Source organism: Curtobacterium sp. MCBD17_030 (genome assembly GCF_003224255.1).
Taxonomy (GTDB): domain Bacteria; phylum Actinomycetota; class Actinomycetes; order Actinomycetales; family Microbacteriaceae; genus Curtobacterium.
In genome coordinates, this window is the sequence record NZ_QKLI01000017.1 from 42,029 (window position 1) to 56,739 (window position 14,711).

A 14,711-nucleotide genomic window follows, 5' to 3' on the forward strand; every position below is an offset into this window, starting at 1 on the left:
TGAAGACTTATGTATTTGGTAGATATAGAAGAAGAAGAAGAAGAAGAAGTAGTTCGACCCTAGATCCCCATACCTATATACCTCCCCAAGGGTCTATAGCCGTACCCCCCCCCGCACCGGGTACGCAAGGAAGCCGGGCAAGGTCTGCCCAGGTCAGAACGGCTTTTCATCAACTTTCGTGGCGCGTGACGGGCAAGCAGCATCCGTCCGGAACGACGGTCGGGCACCCAGGATGCACGTCCGGAGCCCGTGCTGAGTTGGTTTATCAGCCCCCTGCCTCCCTGACGACGGTGGCTGCAACGCGCCAGCATCGCCGTCGAGGGATGGAACCGAAACACAGGTCAGCTCAGCCCGTCTTGGTCACTCCGAGATTTTCGCCGCATAGGTGTGTGTGGACAGCAAACAGCCTGTCCGTCCACCACGAGGAAGCGAACACATGTCCACCATCAACCAGCCAACCACCAACGGCGCAATGTCACTCCGAGAACTCGCGGGAGCGGCCGACGTCACCATGGGCACCGTGTACGCATGGAACGCCAAAGGCATCCTCCCCGAGTCCTCGTTCAAGGTCGACGGGAAGTTGTGGATCCCCCGAGCGGACGCGGACGTGCTCATCGCAGAGCGGCGTGCGGACAAGCAGCGGTTCTTCGGTCAGAACACAGAACCGTTCCCGCCGGATGTTGAAACGGTCGGGCTTGAGTGGCTCGCTGCCCAGCTCAACGTGACAACACGCCGGGTGTGGGCACTCAGTGCAGAGGGCGCGTTGCCTGCATCCGCGCGTCGGATCGGGCGGTCCATCCAGATCCCCCTCGAGGATGCACGCGCGTTCGTCGAAGAGCGGCGCAGCCGCAGGCGGCGCCCCTTCCCGCGGCACCGGCAGGAGTCCCGGGCGACCGTGGGCCTTGGCTGGCTCGCCGACGAAATCGGCTGCCCTCGACAGTCGCTGTACTACATCATCAACGTCGTCCCGCTTCCGGACTCGACGTACTACGTCGGGAACGAGATGCGAATCCCGCGCCCGGACGGCGAGAACTGGGTCGCGGACTTTTCCGCGTCGCTTGAAGCCGACAACGCGAACGGGCGACGCCTCGGTGCAGCGCTGAATCGATCGCGAGCCGTGTGACGGTGGTGGGTCGGCCGACCAGCATCAGCCGACCCACCAGCTGGGATCGTCTGGGTCAGATCACCTCGTCGCGATACGCGGGCTGCGAATACGTGAGACCCTCCCAGCGGACTTGGAATGGCCAGCCTCCGCCACTCGTGACGATTCCACGGCACCCGCCAGGCACGAACGTCCGACTCGTCCCACCATGGTCCTTGCTCGCAGCCACAACGGTTCCGGCAGCGATCTTCATAGCTGTTCCTTTCCTCACGGCGGCCGAACATCGGCAGCACGACGCCTATGCGCGGACAGCCGAGGCTTTCATCGGTCCGTGACAGGAACTTCGTCGGGCGTGATCGCCAGGGTCGCATGACGGGGTGCGGTTCGTCGTTGGTGCTGGCGGCGGCATCGAAGACACCATCTTCCTCCGCGCATATCAGGGCGGAACACGGCGACCCGCCCCGATTTCGAAGAGGATCTGATGAGCAACACGAACGATGAATGGTGGAGTCGAGCTCAGCAGCGGACGGACATCCTTGACCTGGGCCAATGGTCCACTTGGCCCGTCGACGTCACTCCCGCGCTCGTCGCCCTCGAACACGCAGGTCTCCCGGCCACCGTCGAGACATTCGACACGGTCCGTCTCGCCGACGGTCGCCGCGCCCGCGTGGCACCGGCAGCATCCCTCCGCCGTCAACCCGAAGTTGATCCCAACGAGCCGGAACTGCTGCTCGTACCCAAGTCCTCATACGTCGCCCCACGAACGATGGTCGAAATCGCCCGCGCCTCGCCGAACGTGCTGCTCGTCAACGGCTCACAGGTGTGGGAGGACGGCCGACAGATCGCCGGCGAGCGCGCGTTTCAGATGCGCGGCGTCGACCGGTACGCGGTGTTCGCTGTCGCGCGCACCCTTCCCGTGGCGAGCGGCCGCATCGACCAACTCGCGGCCCGCACAGGCATGAGCGTCGGACGGATCGGTGACGCGCTCACCATCCTCGGCGACGCAGTCCGGCACGTCGACATCGGTTGGGAAGCGGTGGACATGTTCGCTCTCGCCGACTGGGCGATGACCTACAACGGGCCCGGCGGCATCGCCACCAGCTGGCACCACCCCGGCACCGTGGAAGAGCAAGCACGTCTCCTCATCGACGCCGGAGCACTCGTCTCCGGCGCATGGGCAGCAATGACCCCGTTCCCGGGATTGCCGTATCTCGGACGGGACGGCAACGTCGAGTCAGGACGAACCCGTGTCGCGTTCACTCGCACAATGCCCGACATGGCTGCTCTCGGGTTCACATCCGCCGTCCCTCCGAAAGACGGACCGGCGCGGCCGAAGTTCACCGTCGCCGTCCCCGAAGACGACACCATCTTCGCCACCTCGAACTTCCCCGCCGGCGGCATCACCGACAACACCATCACCGCAGCCACTCTCATGCACCGCTACCACGAGGTCGACCTCGCCAACCAGGTCCGCGGCCGTATTCACTTCCAGGCCGATGTCTACTACGACCTGATTCACCAGCTCCCGGACTAATGGGACTCGACATGGCTTCGAGGCAGGAACGCCAGCTTCGCCAACGCCAACTCGACGCCCTCCGCGGCATCGCCACCGTCCCACTCGGCAAGTTCCCGACCACGCAATCCGTCCAAGCGCCGAACTCAGCCGAGGTCGCCGACCGGATGCGGCAGATCGTGGTAGCCGACCCAGGAGACGACGGCGTAGGTCTGCGATCGGTAGCTGAGATCCAAGCGCAGCGGACACTGACCGCTTCACCCGTTGAATGAGCGCGGGCCGCTTGTCCTCGTTCTGCCACCGAGCCCCTTCTGGGGCTGGACGTCTGGCGTTGCCCCTTGGCAGCATGAGCGCCATGGAACTGAAAGGCCGTGACGGGACCGCGACCCTCACCGATGACCACATCGAGTTCAGGTTTGCGTTCAGCGTCCGCGGCGCCAAGATGACCAAGGGCGTGCGGATACCACTGGCGAAGGTGGAGTACCTCGAGTACGAGGACCACCAACTCCGTGTGCGCGCTAAGGGCTGGTCACGCACCCCCGAGCCGAGACGGGACGGGCTGACGTTCCGATTCAACCGCGATGGTTCCGGCGAGGCATTTGCGGACGCGGTTTCCAACGCGACGGGTGTCCCCTTTACGGACCTGACCACGGACGACGTGCAGTGGCGTCAGGAGCAAAAGGAGCAAGCGCGTCGAGAGAGCGAGAACCAGCCGGAACGCCGTCTCATCGCACCCGCCGGCGCCTTTCAGGGGTACTACTTCGAGGGCAGCAAGCTCGCGCACGGGTCTCGCCGGTGGCGTATGGAAGGCGCAACCGCGACGGTGGACGGCACGGTATCGCAACGCTCCTCGACCGGGCGGACGCTCGGTGGTGCGCTCGTCGGTGGTCTGCTCGTCGGAGGCACGGGCGCTGTTGTTGGTGCGGTCGCCGGGTCCGGCATGAAGAAGGACACGTCCAAGCGGTATCTCACGATCGCTACCCCCGACGAAACCATCGTGGTGCCGTTCCCGTCGCCCCTTGAGCGGCAGGCGTGGGAGTTTGCAGCGCGCATCAACTCCTGGGGTCGTTGATAGTTCAGACTTACAGCGCACCAATTGGCAGGTCGCGGGAGAACTGCTCGTCTCAGGTTCAGGCGAAGACGACGCCGGCTGCATGCGCCTCCTGCAGGAACGCGAGGACCTTGTCCGCGTCACGGCCCATGATGTAGCCGTTCCGGCGGACGTCGAGGTGGAAGTCGAAGTCGATGAACGCGCGGACGCTGGCGATGTAGCCGGGCATGAACGACTCGTGTTCCTCCCGGATCTTTACCAAGAACTCGTCGGCGTCGCGGCGGAAGATGTCGACGTCGGTCTCCTCGTCGTCCTGGCAGCCGCAGTCGCACTCTCGCTCCTCGAGGGTCTGGTCGTACGAGTCGACCCAGATGAACCCTTCGATGATGGCGTGCTTCCGGTCCTGCCGGCCGATGTACGCAGCCAACTGCAGCAGCGTCTCGTGAGGGAGGTTCGCGACGTTCTCCGGGTCCGGCGCCTCGCTGCCGAAGACGTGCCGGGAGTGCGGCGCCTGGTCGGAGTCCGGCCGGTGGGTGCGCCGCTGATGTAGGCGAGGTGCCGATTGACGATCATCATCCGCAGCAGCCGTTCGTGGACCACAGTGAGCGCGTCCGCTTCCTCCTGCGTGTCGATAAGCCCGTTGAGGCAGGCCCGTCCGACTATCGCACCCGTGGGGCTGCTGACCGTGTGGGGTGTGACACTGCGGCTTGCTGCCGGCCGCTTCTGGTCTGTGATGTCCAGCACCCACTGTCTATGCGCAGAGTCCGTTAGGGGCGGTCTTCTCCGGCGAAGCGGTGTGCGATCCGGTGCGCCGTGGTGGAAGGCTGCCGGGTATGGGTGATGGGGTGTCGGCGCGGCAGCGGGTGACAGCGTTTTGGGACGAAGCGGTTCGCGGCTGGTTGGACAGCTCCCCGCTGGATGTTCGGCTGCAACAGTGGCAGGCGGCGTACTCGGGGCGCGGCGACGGTGCGGTGCAAGCTGACGCTATGCCGGAGCCGTTCATCGGTCCGTACGCAACTGGCCGGGACCCGGTCATGGTCATGTTGGGGCTGAATCCCGGTGGGGCAGACCTGACGTTCCAAGGCAAAGGCGGAGTGTTCACCGACGCCGTCGGACGTGTGGGCTACACCGAATGGGTGTCGTCGGCGCCGTACACGTCAGAGGCGTGGGAGGGGACGCACGGCCGGAATCGCTACCACCGGAGCCGGGCAGCCTTCGCGTCCAGGTTCCTCGCCGCCGACGTGACACCTGCGGACCTGCTGTACGTCGAAATGTTCCCGTGGCACAGCATCAAGGTGACCGGCTCGATGCACCCCACACCTGCGGTTCTGGCGGAGTTCGTGTGGGAGCCCTTGGCTGAATGCGACGTGGCGCAGGTGTTCGCGTTCGGCGCTCCGTGGCTCACATCCGGAGCTGCGGTGAGTACCGCTCCCGGCCGGGAGTTACAGGTCTCGTGGCGGTCCGGTGGGCGCAGCGCGCACGTGTTCCCGTTGCCGTCGGGGCAAGACCTCATCGTCGTCAAGCAGTCCGGGTACGCCGGACCTCCCGGCGCTCATGACACGGAAGCTTTGAGGGAAGCCCTCGGGTGACCGTCGGCCCGTGCTGGCTTACTCGTCGGCTGGTTCGTCGATGCGGTCGTACGCGGCGGTTAGAGCGTCGGTGACGTCCCTGCCGACGGTGGCGACTCTTCGTACGGCGATGGTTGTGGAGTTCGTGTACCCGTACTTGTAGCCGAGGGGTTCCGCGCTCTCGGGGGTGAGTTCGCGGGCCCAGAGAATGTCGTAGGTGGCCGCGTCGAGGAGGATGAACAGGCCGAGTTCGAAGTCCCAGGTGCGGAGTGCGGAGAACGCGCCGGCGGGTTTCCCGGGGATGACGGCGCGGGCTTTCACCTGAACTCGTTGGCCGTCTTCGGTGAGGAGGTCGAAGCTCTTCCCGGAGTTCTTCTGCAGCGTCCCGCCGTACATCCGCTGCGCTAGTGTCTCAGCGAGGTCGCCGAGCGGTGAGTTCCGGGTGCGGATGATGTGGCGGGTCTCGAGCTCGTCGAGGATGGCGACGTAGGAGGCGAGGAGTTCCCGGACCGACATCGAAGCGGCATCGAACGGCGGCTGCGGGGCGGGCATGCGGTCAGGGTACGGGGAAGCGCTGACGCTGTTTCACCGCTTGCGCGTCTTGGTTGACGCGCCGCTCCGCAGGTCCTCGAACGCCGCCTCGATCTTGGTGGCGGCGTAAGTCGGGGAGTTCCACCACGACACGATTCGGGATGAGAACCGCCCGAGCCCTCGATGCTGTGGGGCGGGCGGTGCGGACGATGTGATGGCGGCCGTGTCAGGGCCATGCCACCAGCGGCTCATCAGGGGTGGCGGTGTGGCTGGCGAGGAGCTCCCGGACAGAGCACTCTGCAGCGTTTGGCGGCTGCGGTGCGGGCGTGCCGTCGGAGCACGGGGCGGCTCAGTCGTGGATGTACTTATACGTCGGGTCGGGTCGTTCTCGGTCGCCGACCCAGAAGCCGAGGGTCTTCCCGGTGCGGATGCCGCTCATCACCCATCTGTTGTCGGTCTCGAAGACGACCACGATGGTGTTCCCCTCCTCGAGGTCCCACGAGCCGGAGAAGCCCACCGGCAGGCTGCCGGTGCTGCACCCGGCTGGGATGTCCACGACGGGAACCCGCACGCAAGCGACGCTCTGCGGGACGCCCTCAGCGGTGAAGGTGTGGTCATCCCGCATCACGATGGTGCTGCCGCCATCTGGTGAAAGCGTCCACGTTCCGACCGGATCTGCCATCGGTGCGAAGAACGATGACGAGCAGCCCGTCGCCGTCAGCAGTGTCGCCGCGGCGAGCGCCACGGCCGCCGTCCAGCTGTTCGGCATCGCGTCCCCCTCGCTTGCCTCTTGAGCGTACGTGGAGTCGCTGGTGTCCGTCGCCGCTGGAGCTCCTGCACGTTACACCTTCGAGCCGCGGGTGACAACGGACGTCTCGAACAGGGTGCGTTCGGACCGGTCATCGGTGGAGGCGTCGAGGGTGATGCCGTCGCGGCCCCGAGGTACATCGATAGGGATGCGCATGGTGGTGCCGCAGTTGATGTCGGCTTCGCCGAGTCGTTCCTTGGTGTCGAGGGACTGTCCGCTGCCGTCTTTCGTGGCGGTGAATGCGTGGATGGTGAGGTGCACGGTTTCTGTTGACCGGCAGACGGCGAGGATGTCGTACGGGCCCTCGAGGTCGTACTGCAGTGAGATGCTGGCGGTTGCCTTCTTCGGGTTGTCGTCTCCGAGGACGAGTCGGCCGCCTACGCCGCCGAAGTCGCTGGGAAGCTGTGATGACATCTGCGACATCCACTGGTGTCCGTAGTTCTTCGGTTCGGCGTCCTCGTGGCTGCTGCAGCCTGTGAGAGCGATGGTTCCGGCGATGACCAGGATGAGGGCGGCGACCGGGCGGCGGCGGGAAGGATGCACGTGCTGATCATGGCGTGGGCGCAGGCCGTTCGGCGACCCCGTCATCGTGGTGTGTCTCGGGCAGCGAGTACCGCGGTGACGTGGTCGGTGAGCGCGGTGATGCGTTCTCGGACCCGGTCAAGGTTGGGGAGGCCGTCGCCGGCTTCGTTGATGGTGATGCTGCCGTCGTCGGCGGTTTCGAGCAGGGCCCATTCGCCGTCGGAGTACACCTCGACGTAGAGGTACCGTCTGCCGGCCCTCCACTGCACGATGAAGCCGTCCCCGTCGGATGTGACTGTCGGCGTGTAGTCGTCATCGGTGATGATGGCGTGGAGCAGCGTCTCAAACCGGGTTCGGGTGTCGGCGCCGAGGTCGACGTATGCGGAGACTTCGGCGGTCTGGGTGAGGGCATGCTCAAGGTGGGTCACTGGCGAACGACCTCTCCTGTGCTAGCGAGGACGCTGTGGCAGTCGCCACAGATGTGGACGCTGATGTGGTTCGCTTCCCGCTCGCACATGCACGGGTCGTCCTCGAGCTCGTCGTCGTCGTGGATGAGCCACCGTTCCCGGCAGTCCGCCATCAGCTGAAGCCCCCGAGCGGCCGGACTGGCGGCGGGCCGGCGACGTCGCGAATGCTCGCGACGTCGATGTCGGTGAGGCGGAGTCGGGTGCCGTACTGGTCGATGAACGGGTCGGGGTCCGACGAGTCGATGACGGGTACGACGATGAGCCGCACCTCCCCCATCTCCCGCCGGGTTTCCTCATCCTCACCGGCGACAGCGATGAACGTCGTCCCCCAAGGCAGGTCCTCAAGCTCACGCTCCGTGAACCGTGCTGGCATCTCAGGGATGGGCCAGTCCGGGTGCACGATGAGGGGCCGCTTCCCCATGATGGACTGCACGGTGTTGTGGTTTGCGACCATCAGGCGATGCTCTCGTCGTACTCGGCGGGGACGGCGAGGATGGTCGGGTTCACTGGGTCGTCGAAGGTGAACTCGTAGCTGTTCGTCGTTGACACCCACCCGTCCTCGATTCGAAGTGCTGCACCGGTGGCCGCTCCGGACTCGGTGTCGACGATGACGAGGACTGTGCCGACAGGCTGGTCAGCGACGACGTCTCGGAACAGGTCCCGACGCGCGTCGACCAGCGCGTCAGCGGCGTCATACCCTTCGTCCTCGTCGTCGTAGGACTCACGGATGGTGCGGACGTCTGGGAACGCGCCGACCGTCGTCGTGGTCGTCCCTGCGTCACCGATGAAGACGAGGGTCGCGGCCCGGTCCTGTTCGAAGAGGAAATGGACACCGAACTTGTCGTCGGGGATGACCTGACCACCGAACCCCTCATCGCTGGTGACCCAGCCGATGGCGCCATCCTCGTAGTCCGGGGTGATGATGTTGCAGCGGAGCAGCACCTCCACGCCGCGGCCGATGTCCCGGGACGCGACAGTGCCGACAGTGAACGCGCTCATCTGGGTCTCCTCGTCGTTGGTTCGGTGGACGGCGCCCCGAGGGTCGCAGCATGAACTCGGGACACCCGACCAGCTGGAGGGTCACGCCAGTGAAGGACGCCGTCTCGCCAGTCGTTGCGCGGACGGCCCGGGCTGCCATAGCGACACCACGGGCCCACCCGCCGGTCAGACTCGTGAGTCAGCGGGGTGGGTGTTCGTCCGTCCGGTGCTATGCGGCGGACCGTGGCGTACCGCCGCCCTCGGCGATGAATGGGGTCCCGTCCTCACGGAACACAGGAGAGGCGTCGAGTAGGTACGACTCGTTGCCGCGGAGCTCCGACGCGAAGCCGATGAGGGTCCGGTCGGTCATACGCCGGCCGTGGCGAGTTCGTCACGGATTGCCACTTCCGCCAGGCGCCACTGTCGGCGGGCGCTCCGGGTGAAGATTCGGTCGAGCACGCCCGCTGCGCAGATCGCACTGGCGAACACTGCGATGCTCACCGGAACGTTCGCGCCGGCCAGCAATGCAAGGACGAGGAGCACCCCGCCGAACAGCACCGTCGCTTCGGTCATCATCCGAGTGCGGCCTGTGCGAGCGAGTTCGTCCAGCTCTTGTGCCACGGCGCGCTTCCGTGGGGCTTGCACCACCGCGGGGGTCACGTCCGTGAAGCCTCGCTCTTCGAGCTGCTGTTGCGCCCAGCCTGACGCGTACGGGTCGGTGATGAACGTCGTGTCGTCGTCAGCGCTCGCTGCAAGGTCAGCGAGTTCATTCGCCAAGGCGTCGACCGCGTTCCGGGCGACCTCGACGTTGTCGAACGGCGCACCTACCGAGACTCCCTTGAACCTGTACGCCACCTCACCGATCGCCCGGATGAGTAGCCCCATGGGTGACCGCCACGCTCGACGGAACGATTCCTCGTCCACCTCGAGCTGCACTGCCCCCATCAGGCGGACGGCCTCAGAACGGCGCACGAGGCCGCGCCCCTCGGCGACCGTCCGCCAGTGCGCGAAGTGCGCGGCTCCACCTCGCTCATCGTCGCCCTTGTACGCGTCAGCTGTGACGAGAACCCTTCCTCGTTCAGGGAGGCGGGACTGCACGGCCGCCCAGGTGCGTTCAGAGGCGAACGCTGGCGCGGAAATGAACCGCACGCGGCGCCCGTCCGGAGCTTCGAGGATGTGCTCGTCGATGAGGGCTTCGGAGTGCTGCGAAGTGTTCACAGTGCCCGAGCATGCGGCGAACCGCTTGCACGTTTTTATGCAACCGCTGTTGCATAAAAACATGCGACTGGCGTGGCTATTCGCCGACCGCCGTTGCCCTCGGGTACGCGACGAGGTGCGTCGGAGTGCCGGGGTTCGGTGCCACTTGCCTTCCGACCGCGGAACAGATGTGGCACGGCGATGTGCGTGACTGTTCGGGTGCGGCTGATGACGGTGAGCATGCCGGGCCAATGCAAGCTGGCAGTGGTCAGTGGGTGGAGATGACGTTGACGGAGTTGGCGTTCGCGTCTTCGTTGGAGGCGATGAGGTCTCCGGTTGCCGGGTTGAGGGTGATGGCGGAGGCGCGGACGAGTTTGCCCTGGTTGTCGGTGCCGGAGAACACGGTGGTGACGGTCCCGGTGGTGCTGATGCGTCGGATGGTGCGGTCGGCGATGTCGCTGATGTAGAACGTGCCGTCGGTGGCGATGGCGAGCGAGGCGGGATTTGCGAACCGTGCTGAGGCGATGGGTCCGTCTGCTGAGCCGGTGACGGTGGTGGAGCCGGCGTAGATGGTGGCGGTGCCGGCGGGGGTGATTTGCCAGATGACGCGGCATCCGGTGTCGGCGGCGTAGATGTTGCCGTTTGGCGCTTGCACTGCGTGGGTGATTCCGGTGAAGCGGGCAGCGCCACCAGTGCCGGGGGTGCAGCCGGCGGTGTTGTCGGTCGCGCCGGCGAGGACGGTGACTTTCCCGGTGGTCGGGTTGATGGTGACGACGGCGTTGTAGACGCCGGTGAGGATGTCGCCGTTGGGGAGTAGTTCCAGGCGTTGGAGGCCGTTGGTGCTGGTGGGGACGTTCGTCAGCGTGATGGGGCGGATGGTGCCGCCGCTGATGTCTGAGAGGGTCCACGCTGCTTGGGCGGCGTAGACGTGGTCGGTGGTCGCTGCGGTGCCGCGGACGCATGCACCGCTGGGGAGGGTGGGGACGGGGTCGCCGGCAGGGTTCAGGCCGGTGCTGGATGCGATGGTGGTGACGACGCCTCCGGTGGTGACCTTCCGGACGGCTTTGTTACCGCAGTCGGCCGCGTAGATGGTGCCGTTCGGGTCGGCGTTCAACCCGTGGAGGCCGCTGAAACGGGCCTGGTCGCCGTACCCGTCGGTGTAGCCGGCGGTGGTGTTGCCGGCGAGGACAACGGACTGTCCGGTAGCGGGTGCCGGGAGTCCGGGTGCGGCGAGGAACCGTTGCAGGTCGCTGCTGGTGAAGCAGTCCGGGAGTTTCAAGCTCGAGGCGGGAGCTTCCGCGGTAGCGGGCAAGGCGGAGGTGCGAACCCATTTGCGTCCGTCGGCGGCGACGGCGACCGCCATCCACCCGGTGGTGCAGGACCGTGCGGTCACGGTGGAACCGGCGGTGACAGTGAACCCGACCGGAGTGACTGCCGCAGGGTTCTCCGAGCTGTAGTCGAAGAACGCACCTGCAGTGTCAGCGGCGGCCGCGGCTTCGCTGGTGGCGACCCGCTCGAGGTCGTTGACCGCGTTCACCCGGTGAGCGTTCGCGATGAGGCCACGGGCCGTGAACGTCCCGCCGACGAGGAGGACGAGGGACACCGCGATCGCGGCGATGACCAGCAGCGGGTCGGTCGCTGCACGGTCATTGCGCCAGATGCGTCTCACGGTCCCGGTACATGCGGCGGCCAAGAACGCCGAAGCGCCCCACCTGGTTGGTAGGGCGCTTCTGGTGTGGAGGGTTCTACGCCGCGGTGTTGGTACCGGGCAGCCGCTTCAGCTGGGTCAGTGGCTGTCGGTCATCCCGCCACCGATGAAGGTCGAGTTGACGGTGTTGTCGGAGAGGACGCAGTTGTAGATGGCGTACGGGTCATCGTGGCCGTCGTTGAACGTGAACGGGTAGAGGAGCTCGTAGCGGCCGTTGCTGTCGAACCCGTGGGGGTTGGCGGTGAGCTGCAGCGTGACGCCGGCGTCCGCGGCGCCCTTGTTGCACTCGTCGTAGATGTGCTGTGCGACCGCTGACACTGCCGGTGCAGCTGCTGGACTGGTCGGGGCTGCGGCCGGCGGTTCTGGAGCCGGTGCAGTCGTCGGCTGCACGGCCTTCGGGTCGGCGACCGCTGTCTCAGACGCAGTCGCCGTCGGTGTCGGCGTGGTCGCAGCCGCAGTGGCGGTCGGCTTCGACGTCGGGGTCGGGCTCGCCGTCGGGCCGTCGTTCGCGGTGCAACCGGTGAGCGTCGCGGCGACTGTCAGAGCGGCGGCGATGGTGATGGTGAGACGGCGCATGGTGTTCCCCCTGGTGATGTGGTGGCCTTCACTGGGAAGTGTCTCCGGCGGGCCGATCCTGACAGATGCGGCGGCACGACGTTTCCGATAACCAGAGCCCATCGACCGGTTACTGCAAGTGTCAGCGGCGGCCGCGGATGGTCTTGTACGTCCACCCGTTCTTGTCACCGATGACCTTCAGCGGGCCGTACTGACGCATCATCGCGTGCTGCGGCAGGCGGGCGACGTTGTGCACGCGTTCGTTGTCGACTTCTGCCGTGCAGGACCAGCGGGTCCGGCCGTTCCGCCACACATCGCGGTCCTTCTCGATGACGAGGGTGCCCATCTTGTAGGCCGTGTGCTCGTCGATCGGTGGTTGCGCGTCGAAGTGCTCCCGTTCACGGTTCGCGAGTTCGGCGTAGTCGATGTCGCCGGCGCCGTAGCGGGCATGCAGGTCCTGAAGGTCAGGCATCGCGCTCCTTCGACATGGGGCGGGCAAGGTCGTCGACCATCATGGCCAGCTGACCGATGACGGCTGCCACGAACATGCCGCGTGCGGTCCAGTCGAGCGGCGAGTGATGCTCCGGCTGGACGACGAGCGCGATGACAAGCGAGATGACGAGCATGGCGATGAGCACCCACGGCGTGGCACTCGACAACCGCGGTGCGAGGCTTCGGGCTTGGCGGAAACGCATCAGGGACTCCTCAGAGGGTTGGGACGAGGGCACTGTCGGTATCCGCGGACGTCGCCTACTCGCTGTCTTCCCAGTCCTCGACGTCGGGGAGGTGCTTGGCGAGGAGGACGGTCGGGCCTGTGTCGTCGAGTGGGATGAACCCGTTCGCTTCGTAGAACGCGCGGACGCCGACCCAGCCGCGGTGGCCTCGACCTTCGCCGAGGACACGGACGGTGAGCATCTTCGCGCCGGCGCCCCGTGCTCGGTCGGCTGCTTCCTGGAGGAGGAACGAGCCGATGCCGGAGCGGTGGACGGTGTCATCGACGACGAGGAGATGCACCTCGACGGTTTCCGGGAATCGTCGGCGGGTGAGGATGACGCCGCGGGTGCGGTTGTCGCGGGTGACGATGAGGCTGTCGAATGCAGGGTTGCCGGCGTCTTCGGCGTAGGCCGCGATGGTGCTCTCTCCGCCGAACATGTGCGCCTGTCGGTTCAGCAGCGTCCGGACAGCAGCGGGGTGGCGGTCTTCGGTCAAGTAGGAGACGACCGGTTTCACGACTGCTCTTCCACGGGTCGGGCGTACGACTTCCAGCAGTCGCAGGGGCCTGGGTCGCCGTCCAACCCGTTGAACCCGCGCGCTGACTCGCACAGATCGTAGTGCGGCGCCTGCTTGAACACTGCCGCCGGCAGGGTCACGCGGGGACCGTCGAGCACGGTGGTGACGTCGATGCCGCCGCGCTTGTCGCGAGTCCGCATCATCGTCGGAGCGCCCGGGGCCGGGTGAACGGCATCGGGGTCCAGTCGTCCCGGGGCGCCGGCGGGCTGACGTTCGGATGCGGGGATGAGCGTCGCGGGAGCGCCGGCCGCCTGACGTTCGGACGCAGGTAGGAGCGTCGCCGGTGCGAGCGGCGGCGGGGTGACGCCGCCCAGTTCATCTGCAATGCCGTCGCGGAGGTTCGCTGCGATGAACAGTTCTGAGTCGGCGTGCAGTGGAGCGAGCGCCCAGGAGCAGGTGTGGTCGGTGATGATGACTTCGTCGCAGGCGGCGGCGATGCGCGGCAGGGAACTCCGCGAGACTTCGGTGGTCACCCAGAAGTGGGCGTCGAACGAGTCGGCGAGACCGCGGGCGTTCCGCTCCGTGCCGGTGTGCTCCCACCGGTCGAGCGTGTCCAGTGGCGGCGCTGGCTCCTCCCCGCGAGCCTGCGGGTGAGCCCAGATGGTGGTGAACGCGACGAGGTCGGGTCCGGCGCCGACAGCTGCGAGCACGTCAGCGAACGGTGCGTTGGTGGTGAGCTGCCGTTCGGGGTAGAAGGCTGCCAGGTCGTTCACGTCGGGGAACGCTCGTCCCCACATGCGGGACCACTGACGGTCGAGCTCTGCGTAGTCGGTCACAGTCCGCTCCTCAGGGGTGAGAGCCAGTGGGTGTGCTGGCGGTGGAGCAGGTCGCGGTCGCGGCTGCTGGTGAGGAGGACGTCGGCGCCGCCGTCGTACGGTGCGTACACCCAGCGGGCGGTCTCGTCGATGACGGCGATGTCGGAGTCGAGGACCAGCGTCTGCCGCAGTAGTTCCCGGCGGAGGCGGCGCATCGTCAGCTGGTCGGTGGCGTAGAGCTCCCCGAAGGTGCCGCTGGCGTTTTCGTACGGATGGTCGAACGTATTGAACATGTGGCGGAGGCCGGGGAGGACGTCGGGCACATGGTGCACAGTCACCGGCTGCCCGTCCGCGGTGACGCCCTGCCACGGTGCGACGCCGACGGCGAGACCGATGAGCCGGCCACCGCCGAACCTGCTGCGGAGGGTACGGATGACCCGTTCGTGCCGGCGGAGAAGCTGCTCCCGGTCGGCGGCGTCGTGTGGGTACCGTTGCAGACTTCGGAACGAGTGGAACCGCACCCACTCGTCGGGGCGTTCGCGGATTCGCGGCGACGTCGGCGGAAGCGCACCGAAGTGGCGCAGGTACCTGTCGAGGACCTCGTCGAGGTCGACGCGAGGGTGGGTCATGTGGTGGTGTCCTTCACCAGTTGTCCGAGGGGCGGGC

At 66.5% G+C, this 14,711-nt stretch carries 20 protein-coding genes; 4 read left to right on the forward strand and 16 right to left on the reverse strand.

Annotation, left to right across the window (positions count from 1 at the left end):
* Nucleotides 1-436: 436 nt before the first annotated feature.
* The 3 genes from DEI89_RS13540 to DEI89_RS13550 all read left to right on the forward strand — a co-directional run bounded on the left by DEI89_RS13540 (nucleotide 437) and on the right by DEI89_RS13550 (nucleotide 3,687).
* Nucleotides 437-1,123 carry a hypothetical protein gene (locus DEI89_RS13540; protein WP_110904586.1) on the forward strand — a complete coding sequence of 229 codons (687 nt, stop codon included), beginning with the start codon at nucleotides 437-439 and terminating at the stop codon, nucleotides 1,121-1,123.
* Nucleotides 1,124-1,583: 460 nt separating this feature from the next.
* A complete protein-coding gene (locus DEI89_RS13545) occupies nucleotides 1,584-2,636 on the forward strand; it encodes a hypothetical protein (protein WP_146236805.1) in 1,053 nt (350 codons plus the stop codon).
* Nucleotides 2,637-2,961: 325 nt separating this feature from the next.
* Nucleotides 2,962-3,687, forward strand: a complete 726-nt coding sequence (locus tag DEI89_RS13550; protein ID WP_110904588.1) for a hypothetical protein — start codon at nucleotides 2,962-2,964, stop codon at nucleotides 3,685-3,687.
* A 58-nt stretch (nucleotides 3,688-3,745) separates the two neighbouring features.
* On the opposite strand, the gene DEI89_RS13555 is transcribed toward DEI89_RS13550, so the two are convergent.
* Nucleotides 3,746-4,093 carry a hypothetical protein gene (locus DEI89_RS13555; protein WP_110904589.1) on the reverse strand — a complete coding sequence of 116 codons (348 nt, stop codon included), beginning with the start codon at nucleotides 4,091-4,093 and terminating at the stop codon, nucleotides 3,746-3,748.
* Between the two features lie 406 nt (nucleotides 4,094-4,499).
* Between DEI89_RS13555 and DEI89_RS13560 the strand changes: the two genes are divergently transcribed.
* Nucleotides 4,500-5,255 carry a hypothetical protein gene (locus DEI89_RS13560; RefSeq protein ID WP_110904590.1) on the forward strand — a complete coding sequence of 252 codons (756 nt, stop codon included), beginning with the start codon at nucleotides 4,500-4,502 and terminating at the stop codon, nucleotides 5,253-5,255.
* 18 nt (nucleotides 5,256-5,273) lie between these two features.
* Here DEI89_RS13560 and DEI89_RS13565 read toward each other — a convergent pair whose 3' ends face one another.
* From DEI89_RS13565 to DEI89_RS13625, 15 genes are all read right to left on the reverse strand, one after another.
* Nucleotides 5,274-5,786, reverse strand: a complete 513-nt coding sequence (locus DEI89_RS13565) for a DUF6998 domain-containing protein (RefSeq protein ID WP_110904591.1) — start codon at nucleotides 5,784-5,786, stop codon at nucleotides 5,274-5,276.
* A 328-nt stretch (nucleotides 5,787-6,114) separates the two neighbouring features.
* Nucleotides 6,115-6,534, reverse strand: coding sequence for a hypothetical protein (locus tag DEI89_RS13570; RefSeq protein WP_110904592.1), 420 nt, complete (start codon nucleotides 6,532-6,534; stop codon nucleotides 6,115-6,117).
* Nucleotides 6,535-6,606: 72 nt separating this feature from the next.
* Nucleotides 6,607-7,116 carry a hypothetical protein gene (locus tag DEI89_RS13575; RefSeq protein ID WP_110904593.1) on the reverse strand — a complete coding sequence of 170 codons (510 nt, stop codon included), beginning with the start codon at nucleotides 7,114-7,116 and terminating at the stop codon, nucleotides 6,607-6,609.
* A gap of 41 nt (nucleotides 7,117-7,157) precedes the next feature.
* Nucleotides 7,158-7,523 (reverse strand): hypothetical protein, encoded by a 366-nt coding sequence (locus tag DEI89_RS13580; RefSeq protein ID WP_110904594.1) that lies wholly within the window; start codon nucleotides 7,521-7,523, stop codon nucleotides 7,158-7,160.
* 151 nt (nucleotides 7,524-7,674) lie between these two features.
* The gene (locus DEI89_RS13585) at nucleotides 7,675-8,016 is read right to left on the reverse strand and encodes a hypothetical protein (protein ID WP_110904595.1); all 342 of its coding nucleotides are present in this window, start codon (nucleotides 8,014-8,016) and stop codon (nucleotides 7,675-7,677) included.
* On the reverse strand, nucleotides 8,016-8,561 hold the full coding sequence (locus tag DEI89_RS13590; protein WP_110904596.1) for a hypothetical protein: 546 nt from the start codon (nucleotides 8,559-8,561) through the stop codon (nucleotides 8,016-8,018). The genes DEI89_RS13585 and DEI89_RS13590 overlap by 1 nt, the downstream gene beginning before the upstream one ends.
* A gap of 208 nt (nucleotides 8,562-8,769) precedes the next feature.
* Nucleotides 8,770-8,910, reverse strand: a complete 141-nt coding sequence (locus tag DEI89_RS17810) for a hypothetical protein (protein WP_181421665.1) — start codon at nucleotides 8,908-8,910, stop codon at nucleotides 8,770-8,772.
* Nucleotides 8,907-9,638 carry a hypothetical protein gene (locus DEI89_RS13595; RefSeq protein ID WP_146236806.1) on the reverse strand — a complete coding sequence of 244 codons (732 nt, stop codon included), beginning with the start codon at nucleotides 9,636-9,638 and terminating at the stop codon, nucleotides 8,907-8,909. The genes DEI89_RS17810 and DEI89_RS13595 overlap by 4 nt, the downstream gene beginning before the upstream one ends.
* Nucleotides 9,639-10,005: 367 nt before the next feature.
* Nucleotides 10,006-11,406, reverse strand: a complete 1,401-nt coding sequence (locus tag DEI89_RS13600) for a hypothetical protein (RefSeq protein ID WP_110904598.1) — start codon at nucleotides 11,404-11,406, stop codon at nucleotides 10,006-10,008.
* A gap of 117 nt (nucleotides 11,407-11,523) precedes the next feature.
* On the reverse strand, nucleotides 11,524-12,021 hold the full coding sequence (locus DEI89_RS13605; RefSeq protein WP_110904599.1) for a hypothetical protein: 498 nt from the start codon (nucleotides 12,019-12,021) through the stop codon (nucleotides 11,524-11,526).
* Nucleotides 12,022-12,142: 121 nt separating this feature from the next.
* Nucleotides 12,143-12,472 (reverse strand): hypothetical protein, encoded by a 330-nt coding sequence (locus DEI89_RS13610; protein WP_110904600.1) that lies wholly within the window; start codon nucleotides 12,470-12,472, stop codon nucleotides 12,143-12,145.
* Nucleotides 12,465-12,695, reverse strand: a complete 231-nt coding sequence (locus tag DEI89_RS17425; protein ID WP_146236807.1) for a hypothetical protein — start codon at nucleotides 12,693-12,695, stop codon at nucleotides 12,465-12,467. The genes DEI89_RS13610 and DEI89_RS17425 overlap by 8 nt, the downstream gene beginning before the upstream one ends.
* 55 nt (nucleotides 12,696-12,750) lie before the next feature.
* A complete protein-coding gene (locus DEI89_RS13615) occupies nucleotides 12,751-13,230 on the reverse strand; it encodes a GNAT family N-acetyltransferase (RefSeq protein ID WP_110904601.1) in 480 nt (159 codons plus the stop codon).
* Entirely contained in the window at nucleotides 13,227-14,066 is an 840-nt protein-coding gene (locus DEI89_RS13620) for a hypothetical protein (RefSeq protein WP_110904602.1), read from the reverse strand. Before DEI89_RS13620 ends, DEI89_RS13615 begins: the two co-directional genes overlap by 4 nt.
* Nucleotides 14,063-14,674 (reverse strand): hypothetical protein, encoded by a 612-nt coding sequence (locus tag DEI89_RS13625; RefSeq protein ID WP_110904603.1) that lies wholly within the window; start codon nucleotides 14,672-14,674, stop codon nucleotides 14,063-14,065. Before DEI89_RS13625 ends, DEI89_RS13620 begins: the two co-directional genes overlap by 4 nt.
* Nucleotides 14,675-14,711: the final 37 nt, after the last annotated feature.

Excerpts from the sequence above, each read along its gene's own strand:
- DEI89_RS13545 (WP_146236805.1), top strand. The coding sequence starts at position 1,584 with ATGAGCAACACGAACGATGAATGGTGGAGTCGAGCTCAGCAGCGGACG.
- DEI89_RS13540 (WP_110904586.1), top strand. The coding sequence starts at position 437 with ATGTCCACCATCAACCAGCCAACCACCAACGGCGCAATGTCACTCCGA.
- DEI89_RS13585 (WP_110904595.1), bottom strand. The coding sequence starts at position 8,016 with ATGGTCGCAAACCACAACACCGTGCAGTCCATCATGGGGAAGCGGCCC.
- DEI89_RS13570 (WP_110904592.1), bottom strand. The coding sequence starts at position 6,534 with ATGCCGAACAGCTGGACGGCGGCCGTGGCGCTCGCCGCGGCGACACTG.
- DEI89_RS13610 (WP_110904600.1), bottom strand. The coding sequence starts at position 12,472 with ATGCCTGACCTTCAGGACCTGCATGCCCGCTACGGCGCCGGCGACATC.
- DEI89_RS17425 (WP_146236807.1), bottom strand. The coding sequence starts at position 12,695 with ATGCGTTTCCGCCAAGCCCGAAGCCTCGCACCGCGGTTGTCGAGTGCC.
- DEI89_RS13605 (WP_110904599.1), bottom strand. The coding sequence starts at position 12,021 with ATGCGCCGTCTCACCATCACCATCGCCGCCGCTCTGACAGTCGCCGCG.
- DEI89_RS13560 (WP_110904590.1), top strand. The coding sequence starts at position 4,500 with ATGGGTGATGGGGTGTCGGCGCGGCAGCGGGTGACAGCGTTTTGGGAC.
- DEI89_RS17810 (WP_181421665.1), bottom strand. The coding sequence starts at position 8,910 with ATGACCGACCGGACCCTCATCGGCTTCGCGTCGGAGCTCCGCGGCAAC.
- DEI89_RS13590 (WP_110904596.1), bottom strand. The coding sequence starts at position 8,561 with ATGAGCGCGTTCACTGTCGGCACTGTCGCGTCCCGGGACATCGGCCGC.
- DEI89_RS13550 (WP_110904588.1), top strand. The coding sequence starts at position 2,962 with ATGAGCGCCATGGAACTGAAAGGCCGTGACGGGACCGCGACCCTCACC.
- DEI89_RS13625 (WP_110904603.1), bottom strand. The coding sequence starts at position 14,674 with ATGACCCACCCTCGCGTCGACCTCGACGAGGTCCTCGACAGGTACCTG.
- DEI89_RS13565 (WP_110904591.1), bottom strand. The coding sequence starts at position 5,786 with ATGCCCGCCCCGCAGCCGCCGTTCGATGCCGCTTCGATGTCGGTCCGG.